At 67.1% G+C, this 11872-nt stretch carries 12 protein-coding genes; 5 read left to right on the top strand and 7 right to left on the bottom strand.

Features of this window, described 5'->3' with window-relative positions:
* The first annotated feature begins 20 nt into the window (after positions 1-20).
* The 3 genes from ASE72_RS14540 to ASE72_RS14550 are packed head-to-tail and all read left to right on the top strand — an operon-like array spanning position 21 to position 2504.
* The gene (locus ASE72_RS14540) at positions 21-770 is read left to right on the top strand and encodes a PspA/IM30 family protein (protein WP_031440688.1); all 750 of its coding nucleotides are present in this window, start codon (positions 21-23) and stop codon (positions 768-770) included.
* Positions 770-1957 carry a glutathionylspermidine synthase family protein gene (locus ASE72_RS14545; protein ID WP_056022893.1) on the top strand — a complete coding sequence of 396 codons (1188 nt, stop codon included), beginning with the start codon at positions 770-772 and terminating at the stop codon, positions 1955-1957. Before ASE72_RS14540 ends, ASE72_RS14545 begins: the two co-directional genes overlap by 1 nt.
* Positions 1950-2504: an ankyrin repeat domain-containing protein gene (locus ASE72_RS14550; protein WP_056024176.1), complete on the top strand. Its 555-nt coding sequence runs from the start codon at positions 1950-1952 to the stop codon at positions 2502-2504. The genes ASE72_RS14545 and ASE72_RS14550 overlap by 8 nt, the downstream gene beginning before the upstream one ends.
* 132 nt (positions 2505-2636) lie before the next feature.
* Here the strand turns inward: ASE72_RS14550 and trhO are convergent, their stop codons facing one another.
* The 3 genes from trhO to ASE72_RS14565 all read right to left on the bottom strand — a co-directional run bounded on the left by trhO (position 2637) and on the right by ASE72_RS14565 (position 5614).
* Complete coding sequence (gene trhO / locus ASE72_RS14555) at positions 2637-3647, bottom strand: oxygen-dependent tRNA uridine(34) hydroxylase TrhO (protein WP_056022895.1); 1011 nt, start codon at positions 3645-3647, stop codon at positions 2637-2639.
* Positions 3648-3705: 58 nt separating this feature from the next.
* Positions 3706-4356: a PAS domain-containing protein gene (locus tag ASE72_RS14560; protein ID WP_156350507.1), complete on the bottom strand. Its 651-nt coding sequence runs from the start codon at positions 4354-4356 to the stop codon at positions 3706-3708.
* A gap of 100 nt (positions 4357-4456) precedes the next feature.
* On the bottom strand, positions 4457-5614 hold the full coding sequence (locus tag ASE72_RS14565) for a saccharopine dehydrogenase family protein (protein WP_056024179.1): 1158 nt from the start codon (positions 5612-5614) through the stop codon (positions 4457-4459).
* A gap of 128 nt (positions 5615-5742) precedes the next feature.
* On the opposite strand from ASE72_RS14565, the gene ASE72_RS14570 reads away from it, so the two are divergent.
* Positions 5743-6126 (top strand): TfoX/Sxy family protein, encoded by a 384-nt coding sequence (locus ASE72_RS14570; RefSeq protein WP_056024182.1) that lies wholly within the window; start codon positions 5743-5745, stop codon positions 6124-6126.
* Here ASE72_RS14570 and ASE72_RS14575 read toward each other — a convergent pair.
* A complete protein-coding gene (locus tag ASE72_RS14575) occupies positions 6110-7885 on the bottom strand; it encodes an ABC transporter transmembrane domain-containing protein (RefSeq protein ID WP_056022901.1) in 1776 nt (591 codons plus the stop codon). The two genes, ASE72_RS14570 and ASE72_RS14575, sit on opposite strands and share 17 nt — an antisense overlap.
* Positions 7886-8072: 187 nt before the next feature.
* Between ASE72_RS14575 and ASE72_RS14580 the strand changes: the two genes are divergently transcribed.
* Entirely contained in the window at positions 8073-9317 is a 1245-nt protein-coding gene (locus ASE72_RS14580; RefSeq protein ID WP_056022904.1) for a polyhydroxyalkanoate depolymerase, read from the top strand.
* A gap of 207 nt (positions 9318-9524) precedes the next feature.
* Here the strand turns inward: ASE72_RS14580 and ASE72_RS14585 are convergent, their stop codons facing one another.
* The 3 genes from ASE72_RS14585 to ASE72_RS14595 all read right to left on the bottom strand — a co-directional run bounded on the left by ASE72_RS14585 (position 9525) and on the right by ASE72_RS14595 (position 11751).
* On the bottom strand, positions 9525-10007 hold the full coding sequence (locus ASE72_RS14585; protein WP_056024186.1) for a pyridoxamine 5'-phosphate oxidase family protein: 483 nt from the start codon (positions 10005-10007) through the stop codon (positions 9525-9527).
* A gap of 78 nt (positions 10008-10085) precedes the next feature.
* Positions 10086-11264, bottom strand: coding sequence for an acetyl-CoA C-acyltransferase (locus ASE72_RS14590; RefSeq protein WP_056022907.1), 1179 nt, complete (start codon positions 11262-11264; stop codon positions 10086-10088).
* A gap of 52 nt (positions 11265-11316) precedes the next feature.
* Positions 11317-11751 carry a MaoC family dehydratase gene (locus ASE72_RS14595; protein ID WP_200916339.1) on the bottom strand — a complete coding sequence of 145 codons (435 nt, stop codon included), beginning with the start codon at positions 11749-11751 and terminating at the stop codon, positions 11317-11319.
* Positions 11752-11872: the final 121 nt, after the last annotated feature.

Consider the following 11872-nt stretch of genomic DNA (forward strand, 5'->3'; position numbering starts at 1 on the left):
CATCATACGGAGAGACTGGCATGGCCATCTGGAGCAAGATTTTTACCCTCGGCCGGGCGGGCGCGCATGAAGCCGGCGCGGCGGTCGTCGACGCGAACGCCCTGCGGATTCTCGACCAGGAGATCCGCGACGCGGACAAGGCGCAAGGGAAAGCGCGCGACGATCTCGCCGGGCTCGTCGCCCGCCGTCGCATCCTCGAGACCGAGGTCGAGAGCTTCCGCGCGCAGGCCGCGAAATACGAGGCCTCGGCGCGGATCGCGGTCGAGAAGGGCAATATGGACCTTGCACGGCAGGTCGCGCAGCGGATCGCCGATCTCGAACAGGACATCGCGCTGAAGAGCCCGCAGGTCGAGGACATGCGCGCCGCCGAGGAGCAGATCCACACCGCGGTCGCGCAGACCGACCGCAAGATCGAGCAGCTCCGCCGCGAGGTCGAGGTCGTCAAGGTCAACGAGTCGGTGCAGAAGGCGCAGGCGACCGTCGCATCGGGCAGCATCGGCGCGGGCAACAAGCTGGGCTCCGCGGCGGACAGCCTTGCGCGGATCCGCGAGCGGCAGGCGATCCGCGGCGAGCGGATCAAGGCGGCGGGCGAGCTCGAGGACCGGCGCACCGGCGCGGATCTCGACGAGAAGCTGCGCCAGGCGGGGATCCTGCCGGGCCAGTCGTCCGCGGACGACGTGCTCGCCCGGCTGACCGCGCCCAAGACCGACCAGCTCGGCCAGACGCTGCGGATCGAGCAGCGCGACGATAGCAAGACGCAGGACAACTGATGCGCCGGATCGCGGTCGACCCGCGCGGCGACTGGCGCGAACGGGCCGACGCGATCGGGTTCGTCTATCACGGCACGGCGGTCGGCGACGCGATCGAGCCCTATTGGGACGAGAGCGCCGCCTATGCCTTCACGCTGGCGGAGATCGAGGACGATCTCGAACCCGCCGCCGAACAGATGCACGCGATGTGCCTCGAACTGGTCGACGAGGTGGTGCGCGACCAGCAGCTGATGGAGCGGCTCGCGATCCCGCGCGAGCAGTGGAATTACGTCGCCGAGACGTGGCGGACGCGCCAGCCGTCGCTCTATGGCCGGTTCGACTTCGCCTATGACGGGACGGGGCCGGCCAAGCTCTACGAATATAACGCCGACACGCCGACATCGGTGTTCGAATGCGCGACGTTCCAGTGGATGTGGCTCGAGGACCTGCTCGCGAGCGGGGCGATGCCGGCGGGGACCGACCAGTTCAACAGCCTGTTCGACAAGCTGCGCGAACGGTTCCGCGCGCTGTTCCCGAGCGGCGGCTTCGTCCATTTCGCCGCCGACGCGACCGCGATCGAGGACCGGCAGACGGTGCGGTTCTTCGAGGATCTGGCGAGCCAGGTCGGGATCGAGCCCAAGTTCGTCGAGATGAAGGATATCGGCCTCGCCGCCGACGGCCGGTTCGTCGATCCCGAGGGCTTCGAAGTGCAGGCGGCGTTCAAGCTCTATCCGTGGGAGTTCATGCTGCGCGAACCCTATGCGCCGAACCTGTCGCGCGCGGACGTGCGCTGGATCGAGCCGGCGTGGAAATCGATCCTGTCGAACAAGGGCATCCTGCCGCTGCTGTGGGAGCGGCATCCCGGGCATCCGAACCTGCTGCCGGCGTATTTCGACGGCGATCCGGCGGCGAGCATTCTGGGGCCGCGCCATGTCCGCAAGCCGCTCTTCTCGCGCGAGGGGGCGAATGTCGAGATCGTCGGCGGGGAGGGCGGCACGCCCGCCATTCTCGACCAGGGCTATGGCGCGGAGGGCGCGATCCTCCAGGCCTATGCGCCGCCGCCGGTGTTCGACGGGCGGCATCCGGTGATCGGCGCGTGGATCGTCGGCAACGAAGCCGCGGGGATCGGCGTTCGGGAGGATGAGACGGTGGTGACGCGCAACATGGCGCGCTTCGTCCCGCATATCATCGAGGCGAATGATGACTGACGTACGCGAGCTGCCCCCGCTGCCGCCGATCGAGCGGCTGGTCGAACTGATGTTCGATGCCGCGCGGATGGGGCGCGACGAGATAATCCCCGCGCTGCTGCAGGCCGGGGTCGATATCGAGGTGACCGATGCGCGGGGGTACACCCCGCTCGTGCTGGCGAGCTACAATGCGCAGGAGTCAACGACGCGGCTGCTGCTCGACGCGGGCGCGCGGGTCGATGGCGATCCGGCGAGCACCGCCAATACCGCGCTGATGGGGGTGTGCTTCAAGGGCTATACGCGGATCGCGCGGATGCTGATCGCGGCAGGGGCGGACGTGAACCGGCGCAACGGCGTCGGGCAGACTGCGCTGATGATGGCGGCGTTGTTCAACCAGGGGGCAATCATCGACCTTCTGCTTGAGAAGGGTGCGGATCCGGCGGTGGTCGATGCGGCGGGGAACAGTGTGGCGTCGCTGGCGCTGTCGCAGGGGAATGCGGGGCTGGCGGCGCGGTTTGCCGAGGGTTCGCACGGGTTGGGATCCGAAATCCAAACCCCGTCATCCTGACGAAGATGAAGGTGCTCCAAACTCCGTCATCCTGACGAAAGTCAGGATCCAGAGCCACAAGGGTGCCGCCCGTTACTCTGGATCCTGACTTTCGTCAGGATGACGGGAAGGGGGTGTGGATCCGGACTTTCGTCAGGATGACGGAGTGAGGCCGTCGTCATCCGCGTGCGTCTGGGGGAGGACCGCGCCGACGTGCGTCTGGCCGCGGGCTTTGGCGAGGCGCATCTGGCGTTCGCGTTCGGCGTAGCCGGCGCGCTGCACCTCGTCGCGGGCGTCGTGGCAGGCGGGGCAGCTGATCCCCTCGACATAGAGTGGCGAGGCGCGGTCGGTGGCGCTGACGGGCATGCGGCAGGCGTGGCACAGCCCGTGCGTACCGGGCGCGAGGCCGTGGCCGACCGCGACGCGCTGATCGAAGACGAAGCATTCGCCCTCCCACAGGCTTTCCGCCTCGGGCACGGTTTCGAGATATTTGAGGATGCCGCCCTTCAGGTGATAGACGTCGTCGAGCCCTTCCGCTTTCAGGAACGCGGTCGACTTCTCGCAGCGGATCCCGCCGGTGCAGAACATCGCGATTCTTGGCGGCGGGCCGTCGCCGACGAGTTCGTCGCGGTGCTCGCGGAACCAGGCGGGGAAGTCGCGGAAGCTGCGCGTCTTCGGGTCGAGCGCGCCGGCAAAGCTGCCGACCGCGACCTCATAGTCGTTGCGCGTGTCGATCACGATCGTCCCCGGATCGGCAATCAGCGTGTTCCAGTCGGCGGGGTCGACATAATGGCCGACGTCTTCGAGCGGATCGATATCGGGCTCGCCCATCGTCACGATCTCGCGCTTGAGCCGGACCTTCATCCGGTGGAACGGCATCGTCGCCGCGCGCGAATCCTTGACCTCGAGATCGGCACAGCCGGGCAGCGTGCGGATATGCGCGAGCACCGCGTCGATCCCGTCGTCGGTCCCCGCGATCGTCCCGTTGATCCCCTCGTTCGCCAGCAGCAAAGTCCCCCTGACGCCGTTGGCGCAGCAGAGCTGCGCGAGAGGGGGCTTGATCGCCGCGAGATCCGAAAGGCGCGTGAAGCGATACAGCGCGGCGACGCGGATCGGGGCGTCGTCGGGGGAAGCCTGGCGGGGGGCGTCGGATGGGGGCGTCATTACGCAGGAACGTCCAGAACGAGGGGCGGCAGGCCTGACGCGAGCCGGCGTTGCCGCCTCAGAAATTCGCGTAGTTGCCGAGCAGCGTCTCGATGCTGGAAAGACCCTGCGCGGTCAACTGGATCGTTCGCCCCGTTTCCTCGGGATGGTCGAGCAGATGCTTGCCCGTCAGCGCCGCGATCCAGCGGGCGACGCGCGGCGTGTCCATCCGCGTGCGGTCGGCGATCTCCTCGGCATCGATGAGGCGGCCTTCCGCCTCCGCCAGATAGACCTGGACGAGGATCAGCCACGCATGGTCGCCGAACAGATCGTCCCCGAGATGCGCGCGGCGCTTCTGCAGCATCACGTCGACCTTGGCCGCGACCGTCCAGAGCCGGTCGGGCATGATGCCGTCGCCCGTGGTCAGGATCGACGCGGTATCGGGAACGTACAAGGTGCCGACGAGACGCCCGGCGTCGATGCCGCGGCCGAGACGCGAGACCTGGAGATCGACGCAGATCGGCGCGGCGTCGGGGATCAGATAGCGCTTGCGGATCCGTATCGGGCCATCGTCGGGGCCGAGACGCCGGATCATCTCGACGTTTCGGGTCCGGTCGTCGGGATGCGTGATCTCCGCGAACGATCGACCGATGAGTTCGCTTTCGCACCGCTGAAGCAACGCTTCGACCGCGGAGTCCATGGACAGCAGAACACCGTTCTGGTCCGACATCGAATGGCCGACGAGCTGCAGCTTGGTTCCTCCGGTTACGTGCGCATGCCAGATACCATACGTTTCAGACGCGGTTCCGGATGCATCGCCGAGCATGGTTTCAGCTCGTCACGAAGCCGAGGCCGGCCTTGGCGATCAGCCGGTCGCGCAGCGTCGCACCGAGCAGCGCGCCGGGCGTCCAGATGCCGCCACGCGTCGTGTCGTCCTCGACGAGGCACAAGGCGGTTTCGGCGATCATCTTGCTGGTCGATCCGTAACCGGGATCGCGGTCGCCGGTGACGACGGTGTCGATCCGCGACCCATCGGGCATGATGCCGACGAAGAGGATGTCGTAATGGCCTGCGTCGCGTTCGGCCTTGGACGGGCCTTCGCCGGGTTTGGGCGCCTTGTCGCCCGCGAACGGGTTGAACCTGGCGATCGCCTCGGCAGCCGCCTTGCCGATGTCGCCGAGCCCGGCGACCATCATCTCGTCATAGACGAAGTCCGCGCCATAGGCCTCGCCGAGCAGGACGTTGGTGCGATGGACGTTCTTGGTGTTGATCGGCGCCATCACGAATGGTGCGACCCAGGCCTGCAGCGTCGCGTCATATTCGGGGATCAGCCCGGTCGGCTGGTGCGCGCCGGTAAATCCGGGCGTGAGCGCGAACGGGCTGGTGAGGAGCCGGACAATCGCGGGATCGCGCGCGGCGGCGGCGAGCGTTGCCTTGAGGCTCGCGGCGGTGCCGCCCGAGAAAGTGCCCTGCATGCTGCGAACGCGTCCCTTCACGCGCGGCGCCGGCCTGCCGTAGCGCGCCTTTGCCGCCTCCTGGAGCGTCAGCACGCCGAGATCGAAGGGGATGCTGTCGAACCCGCAGGAGAAGACGATCCGCGCGCCGGTGCGCCTGGCTTCGGCCTCGTGCGCGTCGATCATGTGGCGCATCCATGCGGGCTCGCCGCACAGATCGACATAGCCGGTGCCGGTCGCGGCGCAGGCGGCGACGAGTGCGGACCCGTAGAGCTGATAGGGGCCGACCGTCGTGATTACCACGGTCGCACGCTCGACCATCGCGCGCAGGCTTGCCGGATCGTCCGAGTCGGCGGTGATCAGCGGCGTGTCCGCCGGGGCGCCGATCAGCGCGCGAACCTCCTCCAGCTTGCCGGGCGAACGCCCGGCCATCGCCCAGCGCACCCCGGTTGGGTAAGTCTGCGCGAGATGTTCGGCGACGAGCCGGCCGGTGAACCCCGTTGCGCCATAGATGACGACGTCGAACTCGCGCATATCCGTCTCCTGTTGTGCGGGGTTTCCCGTTGCGCCGCGATTTTGCCCGTGCCCGCGCCGCATCGCAAGCGAAACGCGACCGCGGCGCGCGTCTCGCCAAGGCCGCGCGGATCTGCAATCATCCGAACATGGCATCGGATCCTGGCATCGTCGCGTTCATCCTCGAGCAGATCGCGAGCGCGGGCGATGTCCGCGCGCGGCCGATGTTCGGCGAATACGGGCTCTATTGCGACGACAGGATGGTCGCGATGGTCTGCGACGACCAGCTGTTCGTCAAGCCGACGCCGGGTGGTCGTGCCTATGTGAGCGCGGGCGCCGATGCGGGCGCGGTCGACGAGGCACCGCGCTATCCGGGGGCAAAGCCGTGCCTGCTGATCGATGCCGATCGCTGGGACGACGCCGACTGGCTCGCCGGTCTCGTCCGAATCTCGGCGGCGGAACTGCCCCTGCCCAAACCTAAAGCGCCCAAACCCAAAGTGCCCAAGACGCCGAAGCCTAGGCCGCCTCGTTGAACTGGAGGCTCGCGAGCCGGGCATAGAGCCCGCTGTTGGTCATCAGCGACCCGTGCGAGCCCTCCTCGACGATCTGCCCGTCGTTCATGACGATGATCCGCTCGGCGGCGCGGACGGTCGCGAGGCGGTGCGCGATCACGAGCGTCGTGCGGTTCGCCATCAGGCGCTCGAGCGCCTCCTGGACGAGCCGCTCGCTCTCCGCGTCGAGCGCGCTCGTTGCCTCGTCGAGCAGGAGGATCGGCGCATCGCGAAGCAGCGCGCGTGCGATCGTCACGCGCTGGCGCTGCCCGCCGGAGAGGCGCGCACCGCCCTCGCCGAGAAAGGTGTCGAGCTTGTCGGGGAGCTTGTGCAGGAATTCGGCGGCATTGGCGGCCTCCGCCGCGGCCCAGAGCCGGTCGTCGGTCGCCGACCAGTCGCCATAGCGCAGATTGTCGCGCGCCGAGGCGCCGAAGATCACCGTGTCCTGCGGCACCATCGCGATCCGCGACCGCACCTCCGCCGGATCGGCATCGCGCAGGTCGACGCCGTCGAGCATGACGCGGCCGGCGTCGGGATCGTAGAAGCGCTGGACGAGCTGGAACAACGTGGTCTTGCCTGCGCCCGACGGACCGACGACCGCGACCGTCTCGCCGGGCTTCACGTCGAGCGAGAAGCCGTTGAGCGCGGCGACGTCGCGTCGTGTGGGGTAATGGAAGCGGGCATCGTCGAACACGAGCGCACCGACCGCGGGCTGCGGAAGCGCGCGCGGCTGTGCGGGCGTCGCGATCTCAGGCCGTTCGCGGAGCAGCTCGGACAGCCGCCCGGCGGCGCCCGCACCGCGGAGCAGGTCGCCATAGACTTCGGTCAGCGCGCCGAACGCGCCCGCGACGATCCCGCCGGTGAGGACGAACGCCGCGATCGCGCCGCCGCTGATCCGTCCCGCGGCGACGTCGATCGCGCCCTCCCAGAGCACCAGCGTGATCGAGCCGAAGACGAGCCCGATGACGATCGCGGTCATGACGGCGCGAAGCAGGATGCGCGCGCGCGCCGCGGCGAAGGTGTCGCTGACGGCCTTGGCAAAGCGTGCCGCCTCGCGGTCTTCCTGGCCGAACGCCTGCACGACCTTCATCGCGCCGAGCGTTTCGGTGGCGATCGCGCCGACATCGGCAATCCGGTCCTGCGAAGTGCGCGAATGGTTGCGGACGCGTTTGCCGAGCAGCGCGATCGGCAGGATGATCAGCGGGATGCCGACCATCAGCAGCCCCGCGAGCTTTGGCGAGATCGCGAACAGATAGATCAGACCGCCGATGCCGGTGAAGGTGTTGCGCAGCGCGATCGACGCGGTGCTGCCGACGACCTGTTCGATGAGCGCGGTGTCGGAGGTCAGCCGCGACGCGATCTCGGACGGGCGGTTCTCCTCGAAGAAGCGCGGGGTGAGCCGGAGCAGGTGCCGCTGCACGTCGGTCCGGATGTCCGCGACGACGCGTTCGCCGAGCCATGACACGTAGTAGAAGCGGACCGCGGTCGCGAGCGCGAGCACGACCACGATCATCAGCAGGTAATGGAACGAGGTTCCGACCGACCCGCTCGCGCCGGGGCCGAAGCCGCGGTCGATGACGCGCTTGAACCCGTAGGGAATCCCGATCGTCGCCGCCGAGGTCGTCATCAACGCGAGCCCTGCGATCGTGATCTGGCGTGGATAGGCGACGGCGTGGCGCCATACCATTGCGAGGTCGCCGATCCGGCGGGGCGTTTTGTCTTCGGGTGTCGGCTTGGCCATGCCGACCGCGTAGCAGCGGCACGATTACCACTCAATGACGGCCGTCGTGCCCGCCGATCGGCTATAAGACATGAAAGCTGCCGCGTGGATGGCGGATGTGACCCGATCCGGGAGCCGGCGCCGATAGTGCATCGCAGGGCATTTGCATTACGCGGGCAAGCGCCCATAATGGAGCAAAGGATACCGCATGCTCTATGATGCTTATGAATTCCAGCGCTCGATGCTGTCGAGTGCCAGTAAAATGGCGCGTTTCGGCGCAGATATGCTCAACAATTCGGCAAACCCGTTCGCCTATTTAGGCGGCGGGGCGGTCGTTGCGTCGGCGCTCGAGGTGTTCGCACATGCGAATGCGACTCGCGGAAAGCCCGAGTTCGGGCTCGATCGGACCGAGATCGACGGACGCGAGATCGCGGTCCGCGAGGAGATCGTGCTGCGCAAGGATTTCGGGCAGCTCAAGCGGTTCGTGCGGACCGATGCGGAGGGCGTCGTCCAGGCGGGGCCGAAGCTGCTGATCGTCGCGCCGATGTCGGGACATTATGCGACGCTGTTGCGCGGTACAGTCGAGCGGATGCTGCCGTCGGCGGATGTCTACATCACCGACTGGCGCGACGCGCGGCAGGTGCCGGCATCGGCGGGACGGTTCGATCTCGACGATTATATCGATTATCTGATCGCGTTCCTCGAGACGATCGGTGCGAACGAGGAGGACGGCGGGCTGCACATGCTCGCGGTCTGTCAGCCCTCGGTTCCGTGTCTCGCCGCGGCCGCGGTCATGAGCGCGGACAAGCACCCCTGTCGGCCGAAGACGCTGACGATGATGGGCGGGCCGATCGATACGCGCGAGGCGCCGACCGCGGTCAATACGCTCGCCACCGAGCGGCCGCATGCGTGGTTCGAGCAGAATGTCATCGCCACCGTCCCGGGCAATTATCCGGGTGCGGGACGCAAGGTCTATCCGGGGTTCCTGCAGCTGGCGGGGTTCATGTCGATGAACCTTGGCAACCATATGGTCTCGCACTGGGAGATGTATAAGCATCTCGTCCAGGGCGACGGCGAGAGTGCGGCGGCGAGCCAGGCGTTTTACGAGGAATATCGCTCGGTCTGCGACATGACCGCCGAATTCTATCTCCAGACGATCGACGTGGTGTTCCAGAGCCATGCGCTGCCGCGCGGCACGATGATGCACCGCGGCAAGACGATCGACGTGGGCGCGATCACCGACGTCGCGTTGCTGGCGATCGAGGGGGAGCGGGACGACATTTCGGGGCTTGGGCAGACCAAGGCAGCGCTGAAGCTCGCCACCGCGCTGCCAGAGGACAAGAAGCGGTATTTGATGGCCGATGGTGCGGGCCATTACGGCATCTTCAACGGGTCACGCTGGCGCACGATCATCGCGCCGGTCGTCGAGGAGTTCATTACCGCGCACGGGTGATCTGTGCGCGATGCCGGCGGGCCTCTCCGGTCCGCCCGCCCCGCCGTCACCTCGGCGAATGCTGGGTATCCCTGTTGTCAGGCCTGTCGGCCCGAACCGGGAGATCCCAGCTTTCGCTGGGATGACGGGGTAGGGGGTTAAAGGGAAGGTGTATGCGGGCGCGGGCGGGTGTGTGTCCCCGCCCGCAGCCTCTTCATACCGTCAATTTTAGCCGATCGAGTCGACGACTGCGTGGCTGCTCGACTCGCTCGACGTAATCGTGCCGCCGAACAGCATCTTGACGCGGCCGGTCAGCGAGATGTCGGTTTCCCACAGCTCTGCGCTATCGATGTCGAAGCGGAGCAGCGTCAGGTTGGGATCTTCCTTGCCGCCGGGAAACCATGCCTCGACCTGGTTGTTCCACAGCTTGTCGATCTGCGTGCGGTCGTTCATCTGCGACACGGTACCGGCCATGCACGCGAAGAAATCATGCCCCTTGCCGACGAACTGCGCCATCGCGTCGCCGCCCTTGGCGATCCGGTTGTCGCGACCCGCGAAGAAGAACAGCACGTTGGGCTGATCGTCGTCGATCTGCGCGGTCATCGGCTCGGAATGCGCGCCATCGGTTAGGCCGATCATCACGAACGGGCTCGACTTCAGCTTTTCGATAAACTTGTGTGCGACTTCCTGGGGGGTGTCCTTGTCGGCCATCATCGATCTCCTGTGGATTTGGATTGCGACAATGAACGGGTGGAGCGGGGGATGGTTGCGGCCCCCGCTCGCCGAAGATTACAGGACTTCGAACAGGCCGGCAGCACCCATGCCGCCGCCGACGCACATCGTCACGACGACATGCTTCGCACCGCGACGCTTGCCCTCGATCAGCGCATGCCCGGTCGCGCGCGCGCCCGTCATGCCATAGGGGTGGCCGATCGAGATCGCGCCGCCGCTGACGTTGAGCCGTTCGTCGGGGATGCCGAGCGTGTCGCGGCAATAGAGCACCTGGACCGCGAACGCCTCGTTCAGCTCCCACAGGCCGATATCGTCCATCTTGAGGCCGAAGCGCTTGAGCAGCTTGGGAATCGCAACGACCGGGCCGATCCCCATCTCGTCGGGTTCGGTGCCGCCGACGGCCATGCCGATATAGCGGCCTAGCGGCTGCAGCCCGCGCTGCGACGCGATCTTCTCCTCCATCAGCACCGAGGCGGACGACCCGTCGGACAGCTGGCTGGCATTGCCCGCGGTGATCGTCATGTCGGGGCCCATCACGGGCTTGAGCGACTGGAGGCCTTCGAGCGTCGTGTCGGCGCGGTTGCCCTCGTCGCGCGCGATCGTCACCTCCTTGTAGGTGACGTCCTTAGTCTCCTTGTTGACGATCGCCATGTTCGCGGTGACGGGCACGATCTCGGCGTCGTAATAGCCCGCGGCCTGCGCGGCGGCGGTACGCTGCTGCGACTGGAGTGCATAGGCATCCATTGCGTCGCGCGAGATGCCGTAACGCTTGGCGACGACCTCCGCGGTCTGGAGCATCGGCATGTAGACGTCGCGGTGCATCGCGATCAGCTCGGGATCGGGGGCGACGCGCATCTGCGGCGTCTGGACGAGGCTGATGCTCTCGACCCCGCCGCCGATCGTGATGTCCATCTGGTCGGTGATGATCTGCTTGGCGGCGGTGGCGATCGCCATCAGCCCGCTCGCGCACTGGCGGTCGAGCGACATGCCGCTGACCGTCGTCGGCAGCCCCGCGCGGAGCAGCGAGGTGCGCGCGATATTGCCCGCCTGATGCCCCTGCTGCAGCGCGCAGCCGAAGACGACGTCGTCGACCTCGCCGCCGTCGATCCCGGCACGCTCGACCGCGGCCTTGATCGAATGCGAGGCGAGCGTCGGCGCGGGGGTGTTGTTGAAGGCACCGCGATAGGCGCGGCCGATCGGGGTGCGCGCGGTGGAGACGATGACGGCTGAACGCATGATGCTATCCTTTTTCTGAAGTCCCCTCCCGCGAGCGGGCGGGAAGAAATGGTCAAACGAAAACCTGGCTGATCCATTCGGCGATCAGGGCGGGCTTGTCCTGGCCCTCGATCTCGACCGCGAAGCTGTTGGTCTGCTGCCACTGGCCGGGGCGCTTCTCGTCGAACGAGAGCAGCTTGAAGCGGCCGCGGACCTTCGAGCCCGAGCGGACGGGCGTGAGGAACCGCACCGAATTGCCGCCGTAATTGACGCCCATCTTCGCGCCCTCGATCTTCGGCGCGTCGGGGATCTTCGACGACAGGAGCGGCATCAGCGAGAGCGTGAGGAAGCCGTGCGCGATCGTCCCGCCGAACGGCGTCTGCGCCGCGCGGGCGGGATCGACATGGATGAACTGGTGGTCGCCGGTCGCGTCGGCGAACTTGTCGATCATGGCTTGCGTGACCTCGACCCAGTCGGACAGCGTCTCGGTACCGATCCGCTTCTGCATCTCGGCGGTGCTGATCGTCGACACGGCATTCCCCTCCAAGCCTGTTTGGCGCTAAGCGCTGCGACGTCTCTAGGCGTACAGGCTGGCCGACCGCAAGCCTCACCCAACCGGAAGCTGGAAA

Source organism: Sphingomonas sp. Leaf20, assembly GCF_001421535.1.
Lineage (GTDB): Bacteria > Pseudomonadota > Alphaproteobacteria > Sphingomonadales > Sphingomonadaceae > Sphingomonas.

Excerpts from the sequence above, each read along its gene's own strand:
- ASE72_RS14540 (WP_031440688.1), top strand. The coding sequence starts at position 21 with ATGGCCATCTGGAGCAAGATTTTTACCCTCGGCCGGGCGGGCGCGCAT.
- ASE72_RS14545 (WP_056022893.1), top strand. The coding sequence starts at position 770 with ATGCGCCGGATCGCGGTCGACCCGCGCGGCGACTGGCGCGAACGGGCC.
- ASE72_RS14550 (WP_056024176.1), top strand. The coding sequence starts at position 1,950 with ATGACTGACGTACGCGAGCTGCCCCCGCTGCCGCCGATCGAGCGGCTG.
- trhO (WP_056022895.1), bottom strand. The coding sequence starts at position 3,647 with ATGACGCCCCCATCCGACGCCCCCCGCCAGGCTTCCCCCGACGACGCC.
- ASE72_RS14560 (WP_156350507.1), bottom strand. The coding sequence starts at position 4,356 with ATGTCGGACCAGAACGGTGTTCTGCTGTCCATGGACTCCGCGGTCGAA.
- ASE72_RS14565 (WP_056024179.1), bottom strand. The coding sequence starts at position 5,614 with ATGCGCGAGTTCGACGTCGTCATCTATGGCGCAACGGGGTTCACCGGC.
- ASE72_RS14570 (WP_056024182.1), top strand. The coding sequence starts at position 5,743 with ATGGCATCGGATCCTGGCATCGTCGCGTTCATCCTCGAGCAGATCGCG.
- ASE72_RS14575 (WP_056022901.1), bottom strand. The coding sequence starts at position 7,885 with ATGGCCAAGCCGACACCCGAAGACAAAACGCCCCGCCGGATCGGCGAC.
- ASE72_RS14580 (WP_056022904.1), top strand. The coding sequence starts at position 8,073 with ATGCTCTATGATGCTTATGAATTCCAGCGCTCGATGCTGTCGAGTGCC.
- ASE72_RS14585 (WP_056024186.1), bottom strand. The coding sequence starts at position 10,007 with ATGGCCGACAAGGACACCCCCCAGGAAGTCGCACACAAGTTTATCGAA.
- ASE72_RS14590 (WP_056022907.1), bottom strand. The coding sequence starts at position 11,264 with ATGCGTTCAGCCGTCATCGTCTCCACCGCGCGCACCCCGATCGGCCGC.
- ASE72_RS14595 (WP_200916339.1), bottom strand. The coding sequence starts at position 11,751 with ATGCAGAAGCGGATCGGTACCGAGACGCTGTCCGACTGGGTCGAGGTC.